At 31.2% G+C, this 26,696-nt stretch carries 31 protein-coding genes; 19 read left to right on the top strand and 12 right to left on the bottom strand.

Features of this window, described 5'->3' with window-relative positions; translation table 11 throughout:
- The first annotated feature begins 37 nt into the window (after positions 1-37).
- Together grxC and gshB are read left to right on the top strand one after the other, a co-directional pair.
- Complete coding sequence (gene grxC, locus SOI86_RS07560; protein ID WP_320681224.1) at positions 38-292, top strand: glutaredoxin 3; 255 nt, start codon at positions 38-40, stop codon at positions 290-292.
- A 5-nt stretch (positions 293-297) separates the two neighbouring features.
- Complete coding sequence (gene gshB / locus SOI86_RS07555; RefSeq protein WP_320681223.1) at positions 298-1,221, top strand: glutathione synthase; 924 nt, start codon at positions 298-300, stop codon at positions 1,219-1,221.
- Here gshB and SOI86_RS07550 read toward each other — a convergent pair.
- Entirely contained in the window at positions 1,214-2,626 is a 1,413-nt protein-coding gene (locus tag SOI86_RS07550; protein ID WP_320681222.1) for an isochorismate synthase, read from the bottom strand. The two genes, gshB and SOI86_RS07550, sit on opposite strands and share 8 nt — an antisense overlap.
- Before the next feature lie 101 nt (positions 2,627-2,727).
- Here SOI86_RS07550 and menA point away from each other — a divergent pair, with 101 nt between their 5' ends.
- Genes menA through SOI86_RS07535 form a run of 3 tightly spaced genes read left to right on the top strand, consistent with a single transcriptional unit; the run spans position 2,728 to position 5,806 of the window.
- Positions 2,728-3,645 (top strand): 2-carboxy-1,4-naphthoquinone phytyltransferase, encoded by a 918-nt coding sequence (gene menA / locus SOI86_RS07545; RefSeq protein ID WP_320681221.1) that lies wholly within the window; start codon positions 2,728-2,730, stop codon positions 3,643-3,645.
- Positions 3,642-4,607, top strand: coding sequence for an o-succinylbenzoate synthase (locus SOI86_RS07540; RefSeq protein WP_320681220.1), 966 nt, complete (start codon positions 3,642-3,644; stop codon positions 4,605-4,607). Before menA ends, SOI86_RS07540 begins: the two co-directional genes overlap by 4 nt.
- Positions 4,604-5,806 carry an AMP-binding protein gene (locus SOI86_RS07535; RefSeq protein ID WP_320681219.1) on the top strand — a complete coding sequence of 401 codons (1,203 nt, stop codon included), beginning with the start codon at positions 4,604-4,606 and terminating at the stop codon, positions 5,804-5,806. Before SOI86_RS07540 ends, SOI86_RS07535 begins: the two co-directional genes overlap by 4 nt.
- 3 nt (positions 5,807-5,809) lie before the next feature.
- Here the strand turns inward: SOI86_RS07535 and SOI86_RS07530 are convergent, their stop codons facing one another.
- Complete coding sequence (locus tag SOI86_RS07530) at positions 5,810-6,262, bottom strand: acyl-CoA thioesterase (RefSeq protein WP_320681218.1); 453 nt, start codon at positions 6,260-6,262, stop codon at positions 5,810-5,812.
- Between the two features lie 9 nt (positions 6,263-6,271).
- Positions 6,272-7,459, bottom strand: coding sequence for an NAD(P)H-quinone oxidoreductase subunit H (locus SOI86_RS07525; protein ID WP_320681217.1), 1,188 nt, complete (start codon positions 7,457-7,459; stop codon positions 6,272-6,274).
- 38 nt (positions 7,460-7,497) lie between these two features.
- On the opposite strand from SOI86_RS07525, the gene rsmH reads away from it, so the two are divergent.
- On the top strand, positions 7,498-8,400 hold the full coding sequence (rsmH, locus tag SOI86_RS07520; RefSeq protein ID WP_320681216.1) for a 16S rRNA (cytosine(1402)-N(4))-methyltransferase RsmH: 903 nt from the start codon (positions 7,498-7,500) through the stop codon (positions 8,398-8,400).
- A 14-nt stretch (positions 8,401-8,414) separates the two neighbouring features.
- Here rsmH and SOI86_RS07515 read toward each other — a convergent pair whose 3' ends face one another.
- On the bottom strand, positions 8,415-9,560 hold the full coding sequence (locus SOI86_RS07515; protein ID WP_320681215.1) for a cysteine desulfurase family protein: 1,146 nt from the start codon (positions 9,558-9,560) through the stop codon (positions 8,415-8,417).
- Positions 9,561-9,618: 58 nt separating this feature from the next.
- Between SOI86_RS07515 and SOI86_RS07510 the strand changes: the two genes are divergently transcribed.
- Entirely contained in the window at positions 9,619-10,347 is a 729-nt protein-coding gene (locus tag SOI86_RS07510; RefSeq protein ID WP_320681214.1) for a response regulator transcription factor, read from the top strand.
- A 1-nt stretch (position 10,348) separates the two neighbouring features.
- Here the strand turns inward: SOI86_RS07510 and bchM are convergent, their stop codons facing one another.
- Positions 10,349-11,050, bottom strand: coding sequence for a magnesium protoporphyrin IX methyltransferase (gene bchM / locus SOI86_RS07505; RefSeq protein WP_320681213.1), 702 nt, complete (start codon positions 11,048-11,050; stop codon positions 10,349-10,351).
- A gap of 89 nt (positions 11,051-11,139) precedes the next feature.
- Here bchM and purE point away from each other — a divergent pair, with 89 nt between their 5' ends.
- Complete coding sequence (purE, locus tag SOI86_RS07500; protein WP_320681212.1) at positions 11,140-11,676, top strand: 5-(carboxyamino)imidazole ribonucleotide mutase; 537 nt, start codon at positions 11,140-11,142, stop codon at positions 11,674-11,676.
- A gap of 15 nt (positions 11,677-11,691) precedes the next feature.
- Here purE and cysC read toward each other — a convergent pair whose 3' ends face one another.
- Positions 11,692-12,315 carry an adenylyl-sulfate kinase gene (cysC, locus tag SOI86_RS07495; protein ID WP_320681211.1) on the bottom strand — a complete coding sequence of 208 codons (624 nt, stop codon included), beginning with the start codon at positions 12,313-12,315 and terminating at the stop codon, positions 11,692-11,694.
- 41 nt (positions 12,316-12,356) lie between these two features.
- Positions 12,357-12,668 (bottom strand): translation initiation factor SUI1, encoded by a 312-nt coding sequence (locus tag SOI86_RS07490; RefSeq protein WP_320681210.1) that lies wholly within the window; start codon positions 12,666-12,668, stop codon positions 12,357-12,359.
- A 47-nt stretch (positions 12,669-12,715) separates the two neighbouring features.
- Between SOI86_RS07490 and trpB the strand changes: the two genes are divergently transcribed.
- The gene (trpB, locus tag SOI86_RS07485; RefSeq protein WP_320681209.1) at positions 12,716-13,960 is read left to right on the top strand and encodes a tryptophan synthase subunit beta; all 1,245 of its coding nucleotides are present in this window, start codon (positions 12,716-12,718) and stop codon (positions 13,958-13,960) included.
- Here the strand turns inward: trpB and SOI86_RS07480 are convergent, their stop codons facing one another.
- Positions 13,961-14,311, bottom strand: a complete 351-nt coding sequence (locus SOI86_RS07480; protein ID WP_320681208.1) for a rhodanese-like domain-containing protein — start codon at positions 14,309-14,311, stop codon at positions 13,961-13,963.
- 89 nt (positions 14,312-14,400) lie between these two features.
- Between SOI86_RS07480 and SOI86_RS07475 the strand changes: the two genes are divergently transcribed.
- From SOI86_RS07475 to SOI86_RS07435, 9 genes are all read left to right on the top strand, one after another.
- A complete protein-coding gene (locus tag SOI86_RS07475; protein WP_320681207.1) occupies positions 14,401-15,861 on the top strand; it encodes a hypothetical protein in 1,461 nt (486 codons plus the stop codon).
- Between the two features lie 124 nt (positions 15,862-15,985).
- A complete protein-coding gene (locus tag SOI86_RS07470; protein WP_320681206.1) occupies positions 15,986-17,131 on the top strand; it encodes a citrate synthase in 1,146 nt (381 codons plus the stop codon).
- A gap of 75 nt (positions 17,132-17,206) precedes the next feature.
- Entirely contained in the window at positions 17,207-18,325 is a 1,119-nt protein-coding gene (gene nuoH, locus SOI86_RS07465; protein ID WP_320681205.1) for an NADH-quinone oxidoreductase subunit NuoH, read from the top strand.
- Between the two features lie 68 nt (positions 18,326-18,393).
- Positions 18,394-19,020, top strand: coding sequence for an NAD(P)H-quinone oxidoreductase subunit I (gene ndhI, locus SOI86_RS07460; RefSeq protein WP_320681204.1), 627 nt, complete (start codon positions 18,394-18,396; stop codon positions 19,018-19,020).
- 13 nt (positions 19,021-19,033) lie between these two features.
- Positions 19,034-19,633, top strand: coding sequence for an NADH-quinone oxidoreductase subunit J (locus SOI86_RS07455; protein ID WP_320681203.1), 600 nt, complete (start codon positions 19,034-19,036; stop codon positions 19,631-19,633).
- Between the two features lie 18 nt (positions 19,634-19,651).
- Complete coding sequence (gene nuoK, locus SOI86_RS07450; protein ID WP_320681202.1) at positions 19,652-19,972, top strand: NADH-quinone oxidoreductase subunit NuoK; 321 nt, start codon at positions 19,652-19,654, stop codon at positions 19,970-19,972.
- Between the two features lie 9 nt (positions 19,973-19,981).
- On the top strand, positions 19,982-20,893 hold the full coding sequence (locus SOI86_RS07445) for an NAD(+) kinase (RefSeq protein ID WP_320681201.1): 912 nt from the start codon (positions 19,982-19,984) through the stop codon (positions 20,891-20,893).
- Positions 20,894-21,394 carry a CYTH domain-containing protein gene (locus SOI86_RS07440; protein WP_320681200.1) on the top strand — a complete coding sequence of 167 codons (501 nt, stop codon included), beginning with the start codon at positions 20,894-20,896 and terminating at the stop codon, positions 21,392-21,394.
- Positions 21,395-21,459: 65 nt separating this feature from the next.
- On the top strand, positions 21,460-21,645 hold the full coding sequence (locus SOI86_RS07435) for a hypothetical protein (RefSeq protein WP_320681199.1): 186 nt from the start codon (positions 21,460-21,462) through the stop codon (positions 21,643-21,645).
- On the opposite strand, the gene SOI86_RS07430 is transcribed toward SOI86_RS07435, so the two are convergent.
- The gene (locus SOI86_RS07430; protein ID WP_320681198.1) at positions 21,608-21,886 is read right to left on the bottom strand and encodes a helix-turn-helix transcriptional regulator; all 279 of its coding nucleotides are present in this window, start codon (positions 21,884-21,886) and stop codon (positions 21,608-21,610) included. The two genes, SOI86_RS07435 and SOI86_RS07430, sit on opposite strands and share 38 nt — an antisense overlap.
- Positions 21,887-21,963: 77 nt before the next feature.
- On the opposite strand from SOI86_RS07430, the gene SOI86_RS07425 reads away from it, so the two are divergent.
- Positions 21,964-22,854 (top strand): methylenetetrahydrofolate reductase, encoded by an 891-nt coding sequence (locus SOI86_RS07425; protein ID WP_320681197.1) that lies wholly within the window; start codon positions 21,964-21,966, stop codon positions 22,852-22,854.
- Here the strand turns inward: SOI86_RS07425 and SOI86_RS07420 are convergent.
- From SOI86_RS07420 to SOI86_RS07410, 3 genes are all read right to left on the bottom strand, one after another.
- Positions 22,838-24,016: an NDP-sugar synthase gene (locus SOI86_RS07420; protein WP_320681196.1), complete on the bottom strand. Its 1,179-nt coding sequence runs from the start codon at positions 24,014-24,016 to the stop codon at positions 22,838-22,840. The genes SOI86_RS07425 and SOI86_RS07420 overlap by 17 nt on opposite strands.
- Positions 24,017-24,065: 49 nt before the next feature.
- Entirely contained in the window at positions 24,066-24,887 is an 822-nt protein-coding gene (locus SOI86_RS07415; protein WP_320682515.1) for a segregation/condensation protein A, read from the bottom strand.
- Positions 24,888-25,011: 124 nt separating this feature from the next.
- A complete protein-coding gene (locus SOI86_RS07410; protein ID WP_320682514.1) occupies positions 25,012-26,616 on the bottom strand; it encodes an NAD(P)H-quinone oxidoreductase subunit 4 in 1,605 nt (534 codons plus the stop codon).
- Positions 26,617-26,696: the final 80 nt, after the last annotated feature.

Below are 26,696 nucleotides of genomic sequence, written 5' to 3'. Positions count from 1 at the left end.
TTGTTTAATAGTATAAACTAAGTATTATTTTAAAAAAATGTCCAAAGTTGAAATTTATACTTGGCAATATTGCCCATTCTGTATTCGTGCAAAATCTCTACTCAAGAAAAAAAATATAAACTTTACAGAAATTAAAATAGATGGCGATGAAGATGCCAGAGAATTGATGACTAAAAGAGCTGATGGTAGAAGAACATTACCACAAATATTTATAGATAATGAGGGTATCGGAGGCTGCGATGATCTCTACAGCTTAGAAAATGAAAATAAATTAGACGCATTATTAAATTAGATCTTATGAAATTCCTATTCGTAATAGATCCAATAAAAAATATTAATCCCTTAAAAGATTCATCGGCTGCTTTAATGCAAGCATCATCAAAAAAAAATATTGAAATCTGGAGTTGTACTCCTCAAGACCTTGAAGCTAGAGGAGACGAAGTATGGGCATCTTCCGTAAAAGTTGAAGTAAATCCGTGGATTTCTTTCAAAAATAATGATTGCATACGTCTCGCCGAATTCAATTGCATTTGGATGAGAAAAGATCCTCCTGTAAATGAGGCTTATTTATATGCAACCCATCTTTTAGAAGTTGCCGAAAGAAAAGGAGTAAAAGTAATTAACAAACCTTCATCATTAAGAGCATGGAATGAAAAGCTAGGTGCTTTGAGATACAGCCACTTAATGGCACCTACAATAGTGGCGAGTAAGGTAAAAGATCTTATTAATTTTGCAAATATAAATAATGAAGTAGTCATAAAACCTCTTGGAGGAAAAGGTGGTCAAGGTGTTATTAGGATAAATAAAAATTCTCCAGGAATTAAATCAATCATTGAATTAATCACTTCTCAAGAAGAGTTACCCGTTATGATGCAAAAATTTATTCCTGAAGTCATAGAGGGCGATAAAAGAATAATTATTGTTAATGGTGAAGCAATTGGATCTATAAATAGGATTCCTCAAGGAGGCGATTTTAGGAGTAATTTAGCTATGGGAGGGAGGGCTGAACCGACATTATTAACAGAAAAAGAAAAAAATATCTGCTCAGAGTTATCTCAACACTTCAAAAATGAAGGTTTATTTTTTGTAGGTATTGATGTAATAAATGGAATGCTTAGCGAGATTAATGTGACCAGTCCGACAGGTTTAAGAGAAATAGAAAATTTATCCAATAAGAATGTTTCGGAGGAAGTTATTGAAAAATTAATAGAAATTATCTAGGATTTTTAGCGGAAAATATTTGTTTGACTATAGATTCAAATTTTAATTTAATCTCATCTATTTCTTTCTCTAATACAGAACCTGAAACTATACCTGAACCGGCAGTAAATTCAATATTTCCTTCAATATATCTTGCGCCTCTTATTGCTAAAAGAAATGAAGCATTTCCTGATGCATCAACCCAACCCATTGGAGAAGCATAATTTCCTCTAGGAAAAGACTCAAGAGTATTTATCCAATCCATTGCTGCATTTTTGGGGTATCCACAAACAGCAGGAGATGGATGAAGGTTTTTAAGCAATTCAAAAGGACATATATTTTCAACTTTGGAGAAAATGAGTGTTTGCAAATGAGAAATATCTCCAAATGACTTTATCTTGATATCACTTTTTTTAAAGTTTGTTATTCCTAAAACTTCTAAACATTTAATTAAATACTGTATTACATAATTATGTTCCTTTAAGTCTTTAGTACTTTTTAGGAGTTTCTTGGAATTTAAATTAGTGGAGATAGTTCCAGCAAGAGCGTCCAAAGTTAAATTAGGTTTATTAAAAGAAAATAATTTTTCTGGAGATGCTCCAAACAAAATATCCTTACTATTCCTTTTCCAAACATATCTGCATGTATTTGGTTGATTCTTTTTTAATCTTTTTAAAATTTCTAATAAATCTAATTTATTTTTAAGTTTTATTTTAATCCTGTTCGCTAAAACTATCTTTTCAAGGATACCTCTATCTATTAATTGAATTCCTCTATTTACTACTTTTTTCAAATTCGTATTAGAAGTTTCTAAGGAATTTAGGAAATCATCAATAATAGGAAAATCAAAACTAGTTTTTAAGTTAGATGATTTTATTAATTCTGAGCCAGAATTAATAACTTGATTTCTAATGGCCCATATTTCTTCAATTAATGTTCTTAATGATGATTTACCTTCAACATGACCATTGATTCTCAACCAGCAATTCTTATCTTTTTTAATAATTAATATTTTTGGTAAGATAGCTTCCAAACTAGGCACATCTGCAGATAAATTATTATTATTAAAATTTTCTGAAAAAGAAAATAAATAAATTATTTTTGAAAGTGCAGAATTATGTGATTCATTAGTTAAGTTAATTAAATTTTTAAAATTCTCAGAATTAAACTCATTTGCTACCTCAAATCTTTTTGGGCCATCCAAAGTAACATATTTACATTTCTCGAAAGCAATGTATGAAATGCCATCTGATTCCTCCCAAAATGAAGAAAACTGATATTTATTTATAAACAATTCATATACTTGAAATAAATCAATGCACGGCATCTCAATACAAATACTTACTAATCCAGAATGTTCCACTTTCTTGTCGAAAGTAAAAGATACATCTTTTAAAAAATCTGTAAAGTTTAAATCATTTTTCATTACTTATTGAAAATAACTAAAAATCATGCAATAAAGTAAAAAATGTAACTCAATTTATAAACTACATTTAATAATGATGAAATTTTGTATGTTAATTAAGAATGGATGAAAATAAAAAAAAATTATGGAAACAGGCAATAAAATGGCCTCTTTATTCTGTTGCAATACTTCCTGTTTTTATTTCAGGGGCTTATCTACTAAATCAATATGAAAAAGTAAAAATATATAATTTAATTGCATTTACGTTAGCTGCAATTCTGATATTGCTTTGGGAAAATCTAACTAATGATTTATTTGACGCAGAAACCGGAATTGATGAATTTAAATTCCATTCAATAGTAAAGCTTATAGAGAATAAAAAAATAATTTCATCTATTGCATATACGTCTTTAGTTATTGGTTTATTAATAATTTCAATTATTTCATTATCAACAAGCATAAATATTTTGATTTTGGTTGCAGGATGCTGCTTCTTAGGATATTTATATCAAGGTCCTCCTTTTAGATTTGGCTATCAAGGTTTAGGTGAACCATTATGCTGGCTTGCATTTGGACCTTTTGCTTATTCTGCTGCCTTACTTGCTTTAAATCCCTCAAATATTTATTTCCTAGGTACTCCTTGGAAAGAATCTTTATTACTAGGTTCAGGACCTTCTTTGGCGACAACTCTAGTATTATTTTGTTCTCATTTTCATCAAATTATTGAAGATAAAAAGCATGGCAAAACTTCACCTTTAGTTCGCTTAGGAGCAAAAAAAGGTTCTCAACTTGTGCCTTGGATAATTTTTACAATATATATTTTTCAACTTTTCACTATAATTACAGGATTTATTCCAGTTTTTTGTGTCCTTTATTTGATTAGTTTTACTCAAGCTATAAAACTTATAAAATTATTAAACTCTTCATATAACAAACCTTCAGCAATAAAAAATTGCAAATTCATTGCAATAAAATTTCAAACTCTTAATGGAGTTGGCTTAATCTCAGGATTAATCTTTAATTACTTGATTAATAAATGAATTTAAAATTTAAAAAAAAATCTTTTTGCTTTAAATTATCCGCAAAAGTAGAAAATTCTCAAACCACTTATCTTACAAAATCGGGTTGGATAATTAAATTAACAAATAATGATAAAAAAATTGGATTTGGTGAGGTTTCACCCCTACTAAAAAAAGACTTTAAAAAATGTGAAGAACAATTAAATATAATTCCTAAATATGTAGGAGTTTTAAATTTATCTGAGCAAATAAATATTTTTCACCCATGCATCCAATCTGCAATAAATTCAGCTTTAGCAGAAATAAATGAAAAAATAATTTTTAAAGAAAACTATTTTTTTGATGAAATTGATAAATCAGCCATACTTTTAAATCCTAATAATGTAATTTCAGATCTAAATGAAATTAAAAACAATCAATCTAATATTGGAAAATCAGTAACACTAAAATGGAAAGTGGCTTTAAAAAATAACAATGAGGAAGAAGCGATTTTAAAAGAAATCTTAGGGCAAATAGATAATAATATTAAGTTAAGAATAGATGCTAATGGTTCTTGGGGAAGGGAGATAGCTAATAGATGGGCTGATATTTTAAAAGGCAACAAAAATATAGATTGGTTAGAGCAACCTCTATCTGTTGATGATATAGATGGACTAAAAGAACTAAACAAAAAAATTCCAATAGCTTTAGACGAATCACTTTTAAAATTTCCAACTTTGATTGATGAGTGGAAGGGTTGGCAAATTCGTAGACCTTCTCAAGAAAAGGATCCAGTTAAGCTTTTAAGAGACTTAGAAAATAAAAAAGCTTTAATATCTATAAGTACCTCATTTGAAACTGGAATAGGAAGGAGGTGGCTTTATCATTTATCATCTCTACAGTTACTTGGACCAACACCAAAAGTTCCTGGTTTAGCAATGAATAAATTCCCCAATTCCTTCCTATTTTCAGATGAAGCAGAAAAGATATGGGATCAACTATGAAAAATAAAATTCACATTATTGAAGTTGAAAATAATGAGACTCAATCTATAGAGAAAATTATTCAAAAAATTAGAGAAAATAAAATAATTTATATAAAAAATAAATTTCATAAAAACGATGACTTACTAGATCCAATTCATGCAAATGGGCCAGCAATTATCCTGAATAGTAGTGGGAGCATTAGCAAACCTAGAAAATGTATTCACCATTTAAATAATCTAAAATTATCTGCGGCCACATCAGGCCAATGGCTAAAAGATCAAGGATTTGAATTACAAAACTGCTTAATTTTTAACACTTTACCCGTTAACCATATAAGTGGATTAATGCCAATTATTAGAAGTCAAAGTTGGGGGTGTGATTGTATTAATATTTCTCCTTCTTTAATAAAAAATACTAAAGAACTTCTACTTTTTACAATTAACTCTAACAAACACAAAAAACACTTGATTACTTCATTAGTACCTACCCAATTAAAAAGACTTTTAGCTGAGAAAGATGGTGTTAATTGGCTAAAAATTTTTGATTTAATATGGGTAGGTGGAGCTTCAATTACACGTGATACTGCAGAAAAATGTATTCAAGAACAAATAAAATTAGCGCCTTGTTACGGCGCAACTGAAACAGCAGCAATGGTTACGAGTTTAAAACCAAAAGAATTCTTAATGGGTTTTGATAATGTTGGCGAAATACTATCTGATACAAAAATAAGAATTAATGAAAAAGGATTAATCGAAATAAAATCAGCCAGAATTGGAATCGAAATAAAAAACTCTTCAAAAACCGAAAGTTTCAAAAATAAAGATGGGTGGTGGCAAACCAGCGATTTAGGTGAAATTAATCAAATCAAAAATTCTTTATATTTAAAGTTTATTGGAAGAATTGATAACGCATTTAATTCAGGAGGAGAAATCGTTTTCCCAGAAGTAATTGAATCTAGATTAAATGATTTCATTATGAAAGAAAATATCCCAATTAATAAATTCAATATTTCAAAAGTACCCCACAAATTATGGGGAAATAGAATTGAAATAATTGTCGAATTTAGAGAACTTACAAATTATAAAAATATTGAAAAGTCATTAAATTTACTAAAAAATTTTTCTCAAAGCTGGCCTAAACATGAAAAACCGGAAAAGTGGATTATTAATAATAAAAATATAAATACAGAAAAAATAAACTATAAATTTAAAAAATAATAATTAGCACTCTTTTAAATTTGAACTTACATTTGAAGCCTCTATCCATCTTTCTAGCTGATCGGGAAGTTCTACTTTAATTTTTGAATTAGAATCTAAAGAACAATGTATTATTTTTCCTTCTGCTACTTTATTTCCATTTTTTATAAAAAAGCTATTTACTTGAAACAAATGAGTATTAATTTTTTGGGGAGAAACTTTTACTTTTAATAAATCTCCAATTTTAATAGGCGCAAAAAAGTTCGCCTCGCAATTGACGATGGGGAATATAATTTGACTTTTTCGTAAAGAAAAATCCGGGAAAATATCTTGATAAGGAATCCCATAAATTTCAATACTCTCTTCCCAAGCTTCGTGTGACCATTTTAATAAGTTATGAAAATGAATAACACCTGCAGAATCACAATCGCCAAATCGTACTTTCTTCTTCAAGATTAACCAATCCGAGGGTGTCATTTAAAAAACTTATCTATCAACAGATCCCATGATGACATCTATTGAACCAAGGATTGCCATAATATCAGCAATTTTGGCACCTTTAAGAATATGGGGCAATATTTGAAGATTATTTAAATCAGCTGCTCTGATTTTAAATCTCCATGGGGTAACTTCATTATTTCCTTGAATAAATACGCCTATTTCTCCTTTTCCAGACTCTAATCTTGTATATAATTCTCCATTAGGAATTTTAAAAGTTGGAGCAACCTTCTTAGCTACATATTGATAGTCCATACCAAATATTGGACTCTTCTTATCTTCAGTCGCCATTCTTTGAGCTTCTAAATTTTCTGTTGGACCGCCTGGAATCATTTCACATGCTTGGCGAATGATACTTAGTGATTGTCTCATCTCCTCAACTCTTACTCGATATCTCGCATAACAATCTCCTTCTTTTTCTGAAGCAATGTGCCAATCAAAATCGTCATAACATTCATAACTATCGACCTTCCTTAAATCCCAAGAAACTCCAGAAGCTCTAAGCATTGGCCCAGACAAAGACCAATTAATTGCCTGATCTCTATGTATTGTCCCAAGACCTTCAATTCTTTTTCTAAAAATTGGATTATTGGTGATTAATTTTTCGTATTCATCTATCTTAGGACCGAACCAATCGCAAAAGTCTATACATTTTTCTAACCACCCATATGGAAGATCACATGCAACACCACCTATCCTGAAGAAATTATTATTTATTAGCCTTTGACCAGTAGCTGCTTCCCAAAGATCATAAATCATTTCTCTTTCTCTAAAGATATAGAAAAATGGAGTTTGAGCTCCTACGTCTGCTAAAAAGGGACCAAGCCATAAAAGATGATTAGCAATACGATTAAGTTCCAACATAATAACTCTTATGTAACTAGCTCTTTTAGGAACTGGAATATTAGCTAATCTTTCAGGAGCATTTACTACAATAGCTTCATAAAACATTCCTGCTGCATAATCCATTCTGCTTACATAAGGGACATACATTACATTTGTCCTATTTTCAGCTATCTTTTCCATTCCTCTATGCAAATATCCAATTACTGGCTCACAATCAATGACATTCTCACCATCAAGAGTCACAACTAATCTTAAAACCCCATGCATTGATGGATGATGGGGGCCAAAATTGACCACCATTGGTTCTGTTCTAGTCTCTAGCTGAGCCATTCTAAATTTTACTTCTAAATAAATCTTAGTCGAAAGTTATGCAAATTGACCTATCTGATTCATCTTTTTTCAACCACAAATCAGTTATGACAGATGAGATGATGGCCTCATTAGAGCATTACCCCTTAATAAATCATAAAGCACTTAAAGGAATAGATGCAACTATAGGCGGAGGCGGGCACTCTTATCAGTTATTGAGAAAATATTCAGATTTAAAAATAATTGGCCTTGATCAAGATCCACTGGCAAGAAAATCAGCATCAAATAAACTTGATGAATTTAAAAATAGGATTGATATAAGGGCTTCAAATTTTGCGAATTTTAAACCAAAAGAAAAAGTTTCTTTTGTAATTGCAGATCTTGGTGTAAATAGTAACCAAATTGATGACCCTAACAGAGGATTTAGTTTCCAAAAAAATGGTCCACTTGATATGCGCATGAATCCTTTACTTGAGGTTGATGCAGAGAAATTAATTGAGACTTTAAATGAAAAAGATCTAGCTAACTTAATATATAAATATGGAGAAGAAAGATTATCTAGAAAGATTGCTAGGAAAATAAAAATGGATTTGAAGGAAAATGGTAAATATTCTGGTACAAAAGAGTTAGCTTATTCTATTGCCGGCTGCTTTCCACCAAAACAAAGATATAAAAAAATACACCCAGCAACAAGAACATTTCAAGCACTAAGAATTGCCGTTAATAAAGAAATTGAAGTATTAGAAAAATTTTTGCAAGTGGTCCCTGATTGGCTACTGCCAGGCGGAATTATTTCTATTATTAGTTTTCATTCCCTTGAAGATAGATTAGTCAAAAGTTCTTTTAAGAATGATCAAAGACTGAAAAACCTGACAAAAAAGCCAATAACTCCTACCGAACAAGAAGTCGAAGTAAATAGAAGAGCTAGAAGTGGAAAATTAAGAATTGCTCAATTAAATTAAAGAGCCAATAATTACTAACGTAATGATTTGATAGTATTCGTGAGAATACGAATTGCTTGTTTAATATCTTTTGAATTAGTGTTTAATCCAATACTTAACCTTATTGAAGATTCTGCTTCTTTAAAAGATCTACCTAATGCGAGTAAAACATGAGAAGGTTCACCGTTACTGCATGATGATCCACTAGAACAAATTATTTTAGATTTTAAAAGTTTATGAAACTTTGCTCCGTTTAAATCCAATACAGTCAAATTTAAATTGTGTGGTAATCTTTTTTTTATAGAGCCATTAATTAATAAACCAGAATTGTTTTCTAACAAACCATTTAAAAGGTTATTTCTATATAAAAGTAATTTATCAGCATTCCTTTTTTGATTAATAACTGCTATCTCTATTGCTTTAGCAAAGCCTACTACTAAAGGGAGAGGTAATGTGCCAGATCTAAGACCATATTCCTGCCCTCCTCCAACAATTAAAGGTTCCAGATTAATTTCTTCATCAATCAAAAGAAGTCCTATTCCTTTAGGACCATAAATTTTATGGGAACTCATTGTTATCATGTTTACATTTGATAAAAGATCTTTTAACTCGACATAACCTAAACATTGTGCAAAATCAGAGTGAAAAGTTATTCCTTTCGATTTACATATCTTTGAAATAGTCGCTATTGGCTGAATAACTCCTATTTCGTTATTTGCCAACATGACACTAACCATAAATGTTTCTTCTCTTATATTATTTTTGAACTTTTCTTCTGAAATCAACCCATCTCTTTCTGGAGAAATTTCTGTAACCATAAATCCTTCTTTTTTTAGTTGATTTAAGGGCTCAAGTACAGCTTTATGCTCCGTTTTCAAGGTAATAATATGTCCATATCTTCCTGTTTTTTTAAGGTAATTTCTTGCAAAACCTAATAATGCTAAGTTATTCGATTCAGTAGCCCCACTTGTAAAAATAATCTTTTTATTATGAAGAAATAAATTTTGTTCTATATTTTCTCTTGAGGCTTCCAATATAGCGCTTGCGTTTATACCCGCCAAATTAGATTTGCTTGAAGGGTTAGAAAATATCTCACTCCAATAAGGTTTCATAGAATCAACAACATCTTTAGAGCAAGGAGTTGAAGATTGGTAATCTAGTAGAATAGGAGTTGATAGCATTGTATTTAGTATATAAAATTCTTATTATTACTAGAAATCAAATTCAATAATTTATAAAATGAATGAAATTAATCAACTAAATAATGAAACAGTAAGAAAATCAAGAATTTTATTAGTTGATGATGAACCTGGTTTAAGAACAGCTGTTAAAACATTTCTAGAAGATGAAGGGTTTGAAATATATATTGCTATTGATGGAGAGGATGGTTGGGAAAAAGCTCAAACAATTTTTCCTGATTTGATAATTAGCGACATTATGATGCCCCGAGCTAACGGTTATGCTTTATTAGAAAAAATTAGAAAGGATGAAAAATTAGGAGGGATTCCAGTTATTTTCTTAACTGCAAAAGGAATGACCTTAGACAGAACAGAGGGTTATCTTGCAGGAGTTGATGATTATATTTCCAAACCTTTCAACCCCGATGAACTAGCTGCAAGAGTTAAAAATGTAATCAATAGACAAGAACGATTACTAAAAGAAGCAGCAAGATTCGCAGATATTGATGTAAGCACAATGGCGAAGCAAATTACTGAAATAAAATCTATGCTCACAGACCAAAATCCGACTAATTCAGAAAATAAAATCAATATTCCTAGTTTTACTCCAAGAGAAGCAAGTGTACTTCAATTAGTAGCAGAGGGACTGATGAACAAGGAAATTGCAAGACAGCTTGAAACATCTATTAGAAATGTTGAAAAATATGTAAGCAGACTGTTTATAAAGACAGGTACATCTAGCCGAACCGAATTAGTTCGTTATGCACTTGAAAATCATTTAGTAAAATAAATTATTTTATTTTTTCAAATTCAATTAGTTTCGAAAAATAAAAAGGAGCTTGATTTAATTTCGTTTTAACCACGTTAAATCCTCTTTCTTTGGCAGCATTAATAATTCCCTTTTCTTTTAATGTGTAAGCTCTAGTAGTTTTACTTGGCCCAGGAAATAATTTACCTATATTTTTTAGAACAGCAAGAACTGGAGTATAAGGAGCAAAGCTAACGATTAGTTTTTCTTTGCTTAAATCACATAAATGTTGGACCATTTCTTCTGCGACCGGTTGAGGATAATGAATAAATACATCTAAACAAACTACTACATCAAATAATCCTTTTAGTTGTTCCAGATCACAGACTTCATATTTGATCTTACCTTGGTTCAAACCTAATTCACTTATGCGTTTCTTTGTTTCTTTAATCATTTCAGAAGAAATATCGCTTACCTGTAATTCTTTAATACCAAGTTTTAGTAAAGGTATGGATAGACTTCCAACACCACATCCTGCATCACAAAAACTTTTTTTTGTTAGTTCAGGATAATTTTTGATGCATGAGACTACATCATCTACAGTCTTTTGATGTCCTTTCCTAATATTTTTCTGAACAGTATTGATTTCATCAGATTTGCTATAAATTTTGTTCCATCTTTCAAAGCCAGTCCCATTGAAATACTCCTTAACTTCACTTTTTTCGATAATTTTATTTGACGTCATAATATTCTTTGAAAATTTATCCTTTTTATACTAACTAACTGGCGATAAATTAATTGCACGCCATTATAGGAAAGAATTGATTTGTTATTTTGTCAGAATTGAATTCTAAAGATATTTATAAAATCGCTGTCGTGATGGGTAGTGATTCAGATCTAAAAACATTGAAACCTGCAATAGATATTTTAATAGAATTTGGAATAAAAACTGAAGTTTGTATACTTTCTGCTCATAGAACACCTATTGAGATGATGGAATATGCAAAAAGTGCAGAATCAGAAAACATAAAAGTAATAATAGCTGGTGCTGGTGGTGCTGCTCACCTTCCAGGAATGTTGGCATCCATAACTTGTATTCCTGTTATAGGAGTACCAGTAGAGAGTAAGACACTTAAAGGGATTGACTCTCTTTTGTCAATTGTTCAAATGCCTGCTGGTATACCAGTAGCAACAGTTGCAATCAATGGAGGTCAGAATGCTGGATTATTGGCAATAGAAATTATAGGTTTATTCGATGAATCTATTAAAAAAAATTTAAAGGAATTTAGAGAAAATCTTCATACACAGGTAAGAAATAAAAATAGTAAATTATCAAATATTGGGGCTGACAATTATCTGCAAAATCAATGAACTAATATTTTTCTATTAGCCCTTTGTAAGAAGGTTTTCTTCTTTAAGATAATTAATAACTTTTTCAACTGAATCCTTTAAATCTAACGAACCTGTATCAACAACAATTTCCGGATTCTGAGGAGCTTCATATGGACTGGAAATCCCTGTAAAATCCTTAATTTCACCCAAACGAGCCTTCTTATAAAGACCCTTGGTATCCCTGTTTTCGCAAACCTTGATATTTGCAGCACAATAAACTTCAATAAAATCCTTAGATCCAATAATTTTTCTCACTTTATCTCTATCACTTATGAATGGTGAAACGAATGCTGTAATAGTTATTATCCCAGCATTCATAAATAAATTCGCAACTTCCCCAATCCTTCTTATATTTTCTTCTCTATCTTCATCCGAAAAACCAAGATCTTTACATAAACCGTGCCTTATATTATCTCCATCCAAGATGTAAGTTGAAAAACCATCTAAGTGTAAAACTTCATTTAAAGCGTTAGCTAAAGTACTTTTACCTGAGCCTGATAAGCCTGTAAACCAAATAACCATTCCTTTATGCCCCCTCATTTTCTCCAACTTTTCTCTATCAATAGTTAAACTATGCCACTTTATATTGGTTGAATTTGTTTGATCTTGTTCTTTCATTTTTGTATCATCAAAATTAAAAACCTATCCTAACCCTTGCTTCAAAAATTATGAAATCCCTCTTTACGAAGAAACTCAATTGATTTAGACACCATATCACCCTGTAACTGGATATTACTATCAATTAATGTTCCTCCAGTTCCACAAAAAACTTTAATTTTTTTAAGAAATTCTTTTAGTAAGATTTGATTCTCGGTTCCCAAACCTTTAATTATAGTAATCGTCTTGCCCTTTTTACCTTTTTTTTCTTTTGAAATATTTATTTTTGATTTTTTATTAAAAGTATCAACTTTAAATGTTTCTTGAGATTGATTTTCTTGATTATCAAATTCGATCCAATTCTTTTTTCCCATTATTTTCAATATAATCTATAGTTAATTAATACTTATTCTATAGAAAAGTGGTAAGTACATTTTCTCGCCAAGATCAAAACTATAACAACGAAGATTTAAATCAACCCTCCAAAGAGGGAAGATTTGGAAAATATGGTGGTCAATATGTTCCAGAAACATTAATGCCTGCTCTTTTTGAGCTTGAAAACGCTGCAGAAAATGCATGGAAAGATAAACTTTTCATACAAGAATTAAATCATCTACTCAAGACTTATGTAGGAAGAGAAACACCACTTTATGAAGCCAAAAGACTTACTGAACACTACAAAACTAAACAAGCAACTGCAAGAATATGGCTTAAAAGAGAAGATTTAAATCATACTGGTGCTCACAAAATTAATAATGCCCTCGGTCAAGCTTTATTAGCAATTAGAATGGGAAAAAAAAGGATAATTGCTGAAACTGGTGCAGGGCAGCATGGAGTTGCTACAGCTACTGTTTGTGCGAGATTTGGCTTGAAATGCATTATCTATATGGGTGCTGAGGACATAAAAAGGCAATCCCTCAACGTCTTTAGAATGAAATTACTAGGTGCTGAAGTTAAAGTTGTAAATTCTGGCACTGCAACACTTAAGGATGCCACTAGTGAAGCTATTAGAGATTGGGTTTCTAATGTCGAAACAACACACTATATTTTAGGATCTGTTGCGGGTCCACACCCTTTCCCGAAAATTGTACGAGATTTTCACGCAGTCATAGGTGAAGAAACTAAAAAACAATGTCTGGAATCGTTTGGATCCTTACCAGATATTTTACTTGCTTGTGTAGGTGGGGGATCAAATGCGATGGGCCTTTTCCATCCTTTCGTTAAAGAATCATCTGTAAGATTAATTGGAGTTGAAGCTGCAGGAAGCGGAGTTGATACTGACAAACATGCTGCAACTATAACTAAAGGGTCAGTAGGAATTTTGCATGGATCAATGAGTCTTCTTTTACAAGATGCTAATGGTCAAGTACAAGAAGCCCACTCAATAAGTGCAGGTTTAGATTACCCTGGGGTAGGCCCTGAACATAGTCATTTAAAAGATATAGGTAGAGCAGAATATGGATCGGTCACAGATCAAGAAGCTTTAAATGCTTTGAGACTTGTTAGTGAACTTGAAGGGATTATACCAGCACTAGAAACCTCCCATGCATTTGCTTGGTTAGATAAATTATGCCCTACTCTTGAAAAAGATACTCATATAGTTATCAATTGCTCTGGGAGGGGTGACAAAGATGTTAATACTGTTGCTTCTTCATTAGATATTTAATCAATACCTAGGAATTGATTGGTCAATATATCTACTCCATCCATCAATACCTTCCTCCAAATTCCATATTTCGCTCACAATATTATTATCTAAACACCATTGACAAAAGCCATAACTTCTTATGCCTGCATGACATGTAACAACAATTTCTCTGTCTAATAAACCAGAAAATATTTCTTCAACGTATTCAGATTTAACTTTACTAATTGGTATATGTAAAAATTCTTTTGAGAAACGAGCTATTTCAATCTCTGACTGTTCTCTGACATCAATCAAGACTGGATCTTCTTTTTCAGAATTAAACCAATCATTGAGACTAGAAGCATTTATAGATTTTGGATAATTTCCCAATTATAAGGATAAATTATGTCTTATTTACAATTTAATAAATTAAGTTGCAGGAGTAAATTTATTGTTAAAAATAAAAATAAACATTTATAATGAAACTTAGATTAGTAGCAATAATACTACTATTATCTTTATTACTTTTTTTTGGTTTTAAAAAAGTTTATGCCAATAACAATAAGGAGTTAACTGCAAATATTGAGCAAATAAATATATTAAGATATTTACCAGAAGACAATAAATTATTATTCATATCAAATTTAGATATTTCTAAAATTATTAATAATATTGAAAACGATAAGAATCCCAAAAACCAAGATAAATTTATTTTAATAAAAGATTCCATATTAGATTACTTAGGTATAGATTTAGGCAACAATAAATTAGAAGATATTTATAATAATGAACTTATCATTTCAACTTATGGAAAAAATAAAAAGGTTAAAGATGATATTTTGATAGTTTTTAAAATTAAGCCAGAAAAAACAATAGCTGATATGTTAAATTTGCCTAGTAAATTTGATCAGACTGATGAAATAATACCAATTTATAGAGAGAATAAATTAAATTATCTAAACTTCATATATCGGACCAAAGATAATTATATAATTGCTTCATCAGATAAAAAATTAATCAAAAATAGTATTAACTCTAGCAATGATTTTAAAGAAAAGAAATTTCAATTTGAGGAAGAACTTTTTGGACTAAAAAAACCAAAAAATATATTATTTACAAAGAAATTTGCGGAAAGTATATTTTTTAATAATGAAATTTTTACTGATAAAAATGAGGATATTGTAGCTACAACATTTGACTTAAAAAATAAACATTTAATTTTAAAATCATATTTACTAAATAATAAAAAAAATCTTGATATTAATGCATATGATAAGCTAATAAATAAAGAAATTACGAATGAAGATAATCCTCAAGTTTCAATTTTTAGTGAAATAAATAATTTTGGCAAATATCTAAAACCCTTCATAAATAATTTTGAACAAAGTTTTTTCGAAGATTTTAATCAAAATGCAAATCAAAACATCTTAATTCTCAATTCAAAAAAAGATTGGCTTATAACATTTGAAAAAAATACTGAAAATCAATTTGATTTAAGTGATTTGAAAAAACTAAAAGATTTCAACAAATATACTTTGAAACAAAATGAAGATATTTACTCGATATATTCCAAAGATATTCTTGAAGAAAAAAACGATGTAATTAAACAATTAACTTTTGAAAATATCTATTCAATAGAATCAGGAGGTTTGCAATTCATCAGTAATTATTTAATTCATGGTAAAAAACTAGATAAAATCTCAAAAAAATTTTTTAATCTAAAAAGTTCTAAAGATAAATCTGCTTTTCTTTATGCAAAAGTTGATATCCAAGATGAAAATTCCAATAAGATTGAATATTTTTCTGATTTGGAAGATCTTAATTTTCTCATTAGAAATATTTTAAAAATATCAAATGAAGAATCTCTAGAAATCATAAGTCAATCTATTCCAGAAAGAAATCCAATTATTTATACAGAAACAAGTTTAAAAATACTTTAATAAAGTGATTCAAACAAGCTTCAAACTCAATCATTCTATATTTTTGTGAAGTTTATAACTTGTGGTTAATTAAAAATTATTTGACTATCTTTAATCTATAAGTATTTGATATTGAATTAAGCAATTGGATAGTAACAAAGTAATTTTAAAACCAGGATTAGAGGGTGTCCCAGTTACTAATTCATCTATTTGTGATATAGACGGCAACAAAGGTAAATTATTGTACAGAGGCTACTCCATTGAGGAACTATCCAAAAAAAGCAGTTTTTTAGAAACTGCTTACCTTTTGATTTGGGGTGAATTGCCCACAGCTATCCAACTTAGAAATTTTGAACAAGAAGTTCAGATGCATCGAAGGTTAAGTTTTAGAGTCAGAGATATGATGAAATGTTTCCCTGCCACTGGTCATCCTATGGATGCTCTTCAATCTAGTGCAGCTTCTTTGGGGCTCTTCTATTCACGTAGAGCAATAGATGATCCTAATTACATCTACAACGCAGTGATAAGACTAATAGCAAAAATACCCACAATGATTGCTGCATTTCAGCTTATTAGGAAAGGACAAGACCCAATTCAACCTAGAGATGATTTAACTTACTCATCAAATTTTCTCTACATGCTGACTGAAAAAGAACAAGATCCTATAGCTGCAAAAGTTTTTGATAGGTGTCTAATTCTACATGCAGAACATAGTTTAAACGCAAGTACATTTAGCGCTAGAGTGACTGCAAGTACTCTTACAGACCCATATGCTGTCATCGCCTCTGCAGTAGGAACACTAGCTGGCCCACTGCATGGAGGAGCAAATGAAGATGTGATTGCAATGTTAGAAGAGATCAAAACTCCAGAAAATGCTGGGTCTTTTTTAGATAACGCTATAAAAAATAAAAGTAAGATAATGGGCTTCGGCCATAGAGAATATAAAGTCAAAGATCCAAGAGCAATTATTCTTCAAAAGCTGGCAGAAGAGCTTTTTATTAGATTTGGAGCAGATGAAATGTATGAAGTTGCTAAATCAATAGAGGCAGAGGCAATACCAAGACTTGGCCCCAAGGGTATATTCCCTAATGTAGACTTTTATTCTGGTCTTGTTTATAGAAAACTTGGTATTCCTCGTGATTTATTTACTCCAATTTTTGCCATATCTAGAGTTGCTGGTTGGTTAGCACATTGGAGAGAGCAACTTGGAGCAAATAGAATTTTTAGACCATCTCAAATCTATACTGGTTCAGAGCCAAGAGATTGGATCAGCCTAGAAAATAGAGAATAATATTTGCAGCTTTTCATAAAAAACACACATATTGTTTGTGAAGAGTTAATGTATTAAGTAAATAACGTAAAAATTTTGGAATACGGATTAGATCTCGAATATAGTTTTAATGAATTCTTAAAAGGTTTTGGCCTTTCTAGTGAAATTGCTCATATAATTTGGCTCCCTCTACCTATGCTATTAGTTTTAGTAGCGGCAGTTGTTGGTGTTTTAGTAACAGTTTGGCTTGAAAGAAAAATATCTGCTGCTGCTCAACAAAGAATAGGCCCCGAATATGCAGGAGCGCTTGGAGTACTCCAACCAATTGCAGATGGTCTTAAGTTACTTGTTAAAGAGGATATTATTCCAGCTAAAGCTGATGGAATTCTCTTCACTGCAGGACCTATATTAGTTCTTGTCCCAGTAATTCTCTCCTGGTTAATTGTTCCTTTTGGACAAAATCTTTTAATAAGTAACGTGGGTATTGGAATTTTCCTATGGATCGCTTTAAGTAGTATCCAGCCAATTGGACTTCTTATGAGCGGATATGCATCAAATAATAAATATTCATTATTAGGAGGATTAAGAGCTGCAGCTCAATCAATAAGTTACGAAATACCTTTAGCTTTATCTGTTTTGGCTATCGTACTAATGACAAATTCACTAAGTACTATTGACATTGTTAACCAACAAAGTGGCGCTGGAATCCTAAGTTGGAATATTTGGAGACAACCAATTGGTTTTATAGTCTTTTGGATTTGTGCTCTTGCAGAATGTGAAAGACTTCCATTTGACTTACCTGAAGCTGAAGAAGAATTAGTTGCAGGATATCAAACTGAATATGCAGGGATGAAATTCGCATTGTTCTACCTTGGTAGTTACATTAATTTAATACTTTCAGCTTTATTAGTATCAATACTTTATTTGGGAGGATGGGGTTTTCCTATTCCAGTTGAATTAATAGCTAAGTTTCTTAATTTGCCAATTAATACACCCCTCATACAGGTTTTCACTGCATCAATAGGCATCATAATGACTGTTTTAAAAGCATATCTTTTAGTTTTCATTGCAATATTATTACGTTGGACAACTCCAAGAGTAAGAATAGATCAACTTTTAGATCTAGGATGGAAGTTTCTTCTTCCAATTTCTCTTGCTAATCTTTTGATAACTGCAGGATTAAAGCTTGCTTTTCCGCAATTCTTTGGTGGTTAAATTTAAGTAAAAATACTTAAATTTAAAATTATTCCACTAAAATAAAATAACTAAGTAAATTATTCAAAATGAACAATTTCCTTCAACAAATAAATAGCTATATCAAAGAAGCATTTAATGCTGGCAAATATTTATACAATGGTATATCGGTAACCTTTGATCATCTTCGAAGAAGACCTGTTACTGTCCAATATCCATATGAAAAATTAATACCTTCTGAAAGATATAGAGGAAGAATACATTATGAATTCGATAAATGTATTGCTTGCGAAGTTTGTGTGAGAGTATGTCCCATAAATCTACCAGTAGTTGATTGGGTAATGAATAAAGAAACTAAAAAAAAGGAACTTAGAAATTATTCGATAGATTTTGGAGTTTGTATATTTTGCGGAAATTGTGTTGAATATTGTCCAACTAATTGTCTTTCAATGACCGAAGAATATGAATTAGCTACTTTCGACAGACACAATCTAAATTTCGATAATGTCGCACTTGGTAGACTACCTACAAACGTCACAACAGATCCATCAGTTAAACCTCTAAGAGAACTTGCATATCTTCCCAAAGGTATCATGGACCCTCATGAAATCCCAGCTTCAGATACTAGAGTTGGTAAATTACCTGAAGAAGTCTATGATTGGATGAGGCCTGAACCCAATGAAAATAAAGATAAAGTTTCTAATCCAACTAATTAATTTCCATTAATTTATGTCCATCGCAATAACAACACAATTTATTTGTTTTACTGTTCTATCTTTAGTTGTAATTATTGGAGCACTTGGTGTTGTATTGCTCGAAAGTATTGTTTATTCAGCCTTTCTCCTTGGGGGAGTCTTCATGAGTGTGGCAGGATTATATCTTCTTTTAAATGCAAGTTTTGTCGCTGCAGCACAAGTTTTAGTTTATGTGGGTGCAGTTAATGTATTAATAATTTTTGCAATAATGCTAGTTAATAAAAAAGAAGATTTAAAGCCTATCAAGAACATTAAATCGAGAATAATTATCTCAACAACGATATGTTTAACCCTACTAAGTCTCTTAATAAGAGTTGATTTGACCAATGTTTGGAGCCTATCAAGTCCACAAAACTCTATTGGAGAAGAATCAACTATTAGGATTGGTGAGCATCTATTTAGTGATTATTTACTCCCATTTGAAGTTGCTTCAGTTTTACTTTTAATGGCAATGATTGGGGCTATTGTTTTAGCTAGAAGAGATGTAATGAGCAAAGATATTTCAACAGGACTACCTGTAGATCAGGAGTTAATTGAAAAATCGTCAGAACCATTACTTACAAATAAAAATTAACCTTTCGACTTTATTATTATGAATTTAGAATCAGTTCCTCTTCAAGCTTTTTTGATAGTATCTTCAGCACTATTTTGCATTGGTATTTGGGGATTATTAAATAGCAGAAATGCAGTCAGAGTTCTTATGAGCATTGAATTAATGCTCAATGCGGTAAATATAAACTTGATGGCGTTTTCTTCCTATATTGATAATAATTTAATTCAAGGACAAGTTTTTGCGATTTTTGTGATTACTGTTGCTGCCGCAGAAGCAGCTGTTGGATTAGCTATATTGCTATCGCTTTACAGAAACAGGGTTACTGTAGATATGGAAAGTTTTAATTTATTAAAATGGTAAAAGCATTAAATGAAACTTTCATTAGTGCTCATTGTATATCGTTCAGATAGTTCTATAGCTCAAGAGGCTTCAAAATTCTGCGAAGAAGTTCTTAAAGAAAAAAATATTAAATCAAACAGGATAGAAAGTGATTTTCATGAAAATGAAATTAAAGCATATCTTTGTAATTCAGAATCACAGCCAGACATTGGAATAGTTATTGGTGGTGATGGAACCTTCCTAAAATGTGCAAATGCATTAGCTGATTATGATATTCCTTTATTGAGCATTAATATAGGTGGTAATTTGGGGTTTCTTACACAAGAAAAAGAATTTTTATTTGACAAATCTTTTATTGAAATACTTGAAAACGAAGAATATATAATTGACTTTCGTAATAGATTAAATTGTAATGTTTGTATCCTTGGGACAAGTCCAGAGAAAAAAATTATAAAAAGCTACGATGCCTTAAATGATTTTTATTTTAAGTCTGTTGAAGAAGATATTTCTCCTACCAACCAAATACAAATTGAAATAGATAACGAAAAAGTGAATGAATATAAAGGTGATGGATTAATCATATCTACATCTACTGGGTCAACAGCGTACTCAATGGCTGCAGGTGGTCCAATTGTACATCCTAGTATCGATGCAATGATTATTAACCCTATATGCCCGATGAGTTTGGCAAGTAGACCAATAGTCATACCAAATACAAGCAAAGTAATAATTAAACCAGTAAAAAAAAATAAAGGGGAAATTAAATTATGGAGAGACGGTTCAAAATGTATGACCATTAAAGAAACTTATTTTTGCGAGATCAAGAAAAGTAAATCATCCTGCAAAATAATAAAGTTCAAAAAAAGTACTAACTATTACAACACTTTAATAAAAAAACTAGATTGGAAAGGTGATTTATCTAAAAAAAATCCAGCAAATTAAATGGCCTTTGAAATAGAAAGAAGATTTCTAATAAAGAATGATAATTGGAAAAAATTTATCACTAAAAAGATTTTCATTGAACAAGGATATCTATCAAAAAATTTGGATGATTGGATTATTAGGATAAGGTTGACAGGGAAAGACTTTAAAATTGCACTCAAAAAACATATCAAAAGCTTTACCAATTTTGAATTTGAATACTCCATTCCAAGAAAAGATGGTGAAATAATAATGTCAAATCTTTCAAATATCATTAAAAAAGAAAGGTATTTTTTAGAAGTAGAAAAAAAATATTGGATTATAGATTGCTTTAAAGGAAATAATTTTCCTCTTGAAATTGCCGAAATTGAACTTTCCAATGAGGAGCAAGATTTAAATCTTCCATCTTTCATATCAAAAGAAATTACTGGGCTAACTCATTACTCCAATTTCAGTCTTTCTAACAAACCTTTTTCAAAATGGGAAGATAATTACTTACTATTTGACAACTCTCAAAAATAACTAGCCAGAAGAGCCACCTTTCCTTTATATTTTCTTTATATTTAAATAAAATTGATTTTCTTCAAATGTATGGTCTTTACGATAAGGAAGGTATATTGAGATTTGTTGATTCAGACAAAGATGTTTGCTTAGCATATGCTGAACTCTTCGAATTAAGTTCTACAAATTATTGTTTAATGGAGTTAGCTAACGATAAAAGAAAAGGAAAGGGTACTAGTCTTGGTCAGAATCTGGGAGGGAACAGCAATTAAATCCGTCTCTACAAATTTTTCCATGATCCATTGCCCAATTCAAAAGTGCAACTCTATTTTTAGATCCAGTTTTGGTAAACATATTACTTACATGATTATCAACAGTTCTTTTACTAATAGTAAGTTTTACCGCGATTTCTTGATTTGTAAGCCCATTAGCTACTAAATCAATGATTTCCATCTCTCTTGCTGAGAGACCGGACATATCAATGTTGTTCACATCTTCTTCAACCATTTGCATTTAAACAGTTCCTTTTATATATTAATTAAGTTTAGCAATCTCATTACACTTGTTAACTAAGTAAGAAACAAAAGCAATTGAAATCAAAACTTCAGCAGACATTAGAAAAAAATTCTAAGGTAATAACGGCAGAGTTAATGCCGCCTAGAGGTGCAAACCCCATAAGATCTCTTAAGATAGCACAACTTTTGAAAGATAAGGTACATGCTGTTAACATTACCGATGGAAGCAGGGCAATAATGAGAATGTGCAGCATGGCAATGTCCAAACTATTACTAGAAAATGGGATAGAACCAATAATGCAAATATCTTGCAGAGATCGTAATAAAATTGCTTTACAATCAGATATTCTCGGAGCAAATGCTTTAGGAATTAAAAACATCTTATGCATTACTGGTGATTCAGTAAAAGCCGGGGATCAACAAGATGCCAAAGCGGTTCACGAGTTCGAGTCAGTTAGATTGCTTAAACAAATTCAAGCGTTCAATAAAGGGATTGATCCTTCATTTGGAGAATTATCTGATAAAAAAACATTTATATTTTCAGGAGCTGCAGCAGATCCAAGTTGCAAAAATCAAAAAAGTTTAAAAAATAGAATGATAAAGAAAAAAGAGGCTGGAGCTCAATTCGTACAAACTCAAATGGTTATGAAAAAAGAAAATTTGATAGAATTTTGTGAAAAAATTAGCAACCCTCTCGAAATCCCTGTAATTGCAGGTGTATTTCTTCTGAAATCTTACAAAAATGCTCTCTTTATAAACAAATACGTCCCTGGAGCAAACATCCCCGAAAATATTTTAAATCGTCTTAAAGATGCTAAAGAACCGTTACAAGAAGGGATACAAATTGCAGCTGAACAATCTCAAGAGTTTATTAATATTGCAAATGGTATTCATCTAATGGCAGTTAAAGCAGAGCATTTAATCCCTGAGATTCTTGAAAAAGCTGGTCTTAATCTGGAATATTAATCAAATCAGTACCTAACAATTCTGCCATTGCCTTCTGCTGTGGAGATGGCTCAGTCATATCAGATCTTCTAGAATCTGTTATCAACCAATCCAACGATGCATCTTGCAAATCAAAGTGATCTCCATTCTTTCCCACACAGTAACGGCCAAATACTAATTTATCGACTAGTCTAACGCCCTTACCAATTTTAGAATAATCAAAAATAATTGAATTATCAATTGTCGCACCTTCGCAAATACAACAACTTGGGCCAATCATCGCAGGTCCAATAATTGTTGCACCATCTTCTATTCTTGTCATTCCACCTATATATACTGGCCCAGTAATATCAACCATATCCCAATTAGCAGCGACATTTAATCCGGTGAAAACTCCAGGTTTAATTTCTTTACCAGGTATCTCTACTTGTCTTACCTTTCCCTGTAATACATTGCGAATAGCACTCCAATAATCAGGAACTTTTCCAATATCTACCCATTCGAAATCCATTGGCAATGCGTAAAATGGCAAATCCATTTCAACAAGTTTAGGGAAGAGATCGGCCCCAATATCAAATTTCTCACCTGATGGTATGTAATTAAAAATTTCAGGCTCAAAAAGATAAATACCTGTATTAATAGAGTCACCTAGAGCTTTATCTACAGATGGCTTTTCTTGAAATGCTTTTATTCGACCATTATCATCTGAGACTACTACTCCATAACTTGATACTTGATCTCTAGTTACTTTTTTAGTTATTAAACTTGCAATTGCACGCTTTTCCTTATGTTTCTTAACTGCTTCAGTAAGATCTAAGTCTACTAAAGCATCTCCACAAAGTACAACAAAAGTTTCATCAAAGAATTTTTGAAAATCTTGAATTTTTTTTAATCCTCCTGCTGAACCTAAAGCATCTCCTATCAATTCCCCATCTTCAATTCGGCCTTCAAAACTATAGGCTATCTCCACACCGAATCTTTGACCATCCCTAAAGTAATTTTCAATTTCTTCAGCGAGGTGAGAGACATTAACCATTATTTCTTTGAAGCCATGCTCTTTTAATAATTCTAAAAGAAACTCCATTACAGGTTTTTGTAATATCGGTATCATTGGTTTTGGAATAACATGAGTTATTGGCTGAACACGTGTACCTTTACCTGCCGCAAGTATCATTGCCTTCATGAAAACAAAACCTCTTTTTTAAAGATTATACGTTATTACTATTAAGCTGCTAAGCAACAGAGGGAGGGGTATTTGTTGCCTCTAGATTTTCTATGGGCAATTGAGCTAAGCCTCCATCAGGAATTATTCTTTTAATTTGAATTGGCCCATATAAGGAATTAATTTGTTTAATTTCAATTTTGTTTTCAGATGATAAAAATAACAAAGCCCAAAAGACCCCAAGACGATCTTTATCTAAATCATTTTTTACAACTGTTTGCCATTTCTTAACTAAATATTCAAAATCTGTCCACTGTAATGCTTTTTCCCAGCCATCAATAAATTTCCCCAATTCTTTAGTAGTTTCTGGTAGTTTCTCGCGATGTGCTAAAGATTTCACTTGAGAAATTAGATCCTTATCGGAATATTTTTTATTTCTTTTTCTCTTCATAAGCAGAAGATCTTGGGTTTCTATAACTTCAGCAATAGACTCTAATTGACTAACCAGTTCTCCCAATGTTGTTGTACGTTTAAGAATTGGTTGTGCTATGGATCTTCTCCTTAGATATTTTTCAGGATATTTTGGAATATCAAATTCTTGATCAATCCAATCTTGATCATCCACGTCAAAATCATCTTCAATATCCGACGAATTTGTTTTGAAAACATCAGACTCCAAAACTTGAGCCTTTAAATTTACTAGTACCGAAGCTGCAAAAAATGCCTCGCTTGTCTCAGATAAATCTTTTTGATATGAAAGTTGACTATTCGAAGTATTTTTAAGAGATTGCGAATATTGCTCTAAAAAGCTATCAATTACACTTATTACATCAATATCCCATGGATCAAGATCTCCCTTCCCAGCAGCGTCTTGAAGAAACTTAATCAACAATCTAGGGCCTAATTGTTGACTATCAATAGAATTCAAATAAGGTATTTTAAAATAACTAATATCTAAACATAAGATATATGCTTAATTATTTAATGCCAATTAATATTGAATTAATTTAAAAAAATTATATTGTTGGAGCTTTTAACATCTCAGTTTTTTTAGTTCCTGAAAAAATACTTGTTTTGACAGCACTTTTAACAGCAGTTAAATCTCTATCAACTAAGTTATTAATAGATGCAAGATAGCTCTCAGTCACTAATCTGGGATACAAACCTATTCCAATTATCGGTAAAAGTAAACAAGCAATAATATAAATTTCCCTAGGTTCTGCATCGATAAGTTTTCGTTCTTCGATCAATTTAGGATTCTCTTTACCAAAGAAAATTTCTCGCAACATTGATAGTAGATAAATAGGAGTTAGTATTACACCGATAGCAGCTAAAGAGGCCATTACTACCCTAAACGGGAGTGTATAAACTTCATCAGTAACAAATCCTGTAAATACCATTAATTCGGAAACAAATCCACTCATGCCAGGCAAAGCAAGGGAAGCAAGGGAGCAAGCAGTCCAAAGGGCAAACATGATTCTCATTTTTTGCCCTACACCACTCATTTCGTCAAGTTTAAGAGTCTTTGTTCTATCATAGGTAGCACCAACAAGAAAAAATAAACTAGCTCCAATTAATCCATGACTAACCATTTGTAGCATTGCTCCACTTGTTCCAAGGCTACTAAAACTACCTATTCCAATAAGAACGAAACCCATATGACTTATCGAACTATATGCAATTTTTCTTTTAAGATTTCTTTGAGCAAAAGAAGTTAATGCCGCATAAATTATATTTACTACTCCAAGAACTATTAATAATGGGGCAAATTGAGCATGAGCAACAGGTAATAATTGCGCATTAAATCTTAAAAGAGCATATCCTCCCATCTTCAATAAAATTCCAGCTAGAAGCATATGAACAGGAGCTGTAGCTTCTCCATGAGCATCTGGAAGCCAAGTATGAAGAGGTACGATTGGAAGTTTTACTCCAAATGCAACTAAGAGCCCCACATAACAGAGTATTTGAAATTTTTGACTAAAATCTTGCGCTGCCAAGTGAGAAAACTCAAAGTTAGGGATTTCTGTGCCGTAGAAGCCCATAGCTAATGCTGCGAGGAGAATAAATATAGAACTTCCAGCTGTATAAATAATGAATTTTGTTGCTGCGTATTGTCTATTTTTACCGCCCCATATAGCTAATAATAAATATACGGGAATCAACTCAAGTTCCCAAGTTAGAAAAAATAAAAGCATATCTTGAACAGCAAATACTGCGATTTGCCCACCATCCATAACTAATATCAAAAAGAAAAATAACTTTGGTTTAAACTTGACTGGCCATGCAGCCAAAACTGCCAAAGCAGTAATAAAACTTGTTAGTAATATCAAAGGCATCGAAATGCCATCAGCTCCAACAGACCAAGTCAGACCTAAATCAGGCAGCCAACTAATGTTCTCTTTAAGTTGAACATTCTCATTATTGATATCAAAACCATTAATATATGAACCTACAGTTATTAAAAAAGTTATTAATGCAATAGACAAGGCAAACCATCTAACCTCTTTGCCATCTCCTTTATCTGGAAAAAAAGGTATCACAAAAGCACTCCCAATTGGGAACAAAATTGAAGCAGATAGCCAAGGAAAAGTAGACAATCCAGCCCCCAAAGTTCCTAAGATTTGTGTCGCAAAATTTGTAAAAAAATAAGTACTCAATTTAATAAGAAATTTATCTTAAATAAAGTCTAGAAATTATCTGT

The organism is Prochlorococcus sp. MIT 1314 (assembly GCF_034093315.1).
Lineage (GTDB): Bacteria > Cyanobacteriota > Cyanobacteriia > PCC-6307 > Cyanobiaceae > Prochlorococcus_A > Prochlorococcus_A marinus_Y.
Note: the sequence above shows the minus strand (reverse complement) of the source record. Positions and strands in the feature narration are given on the sequence as shown.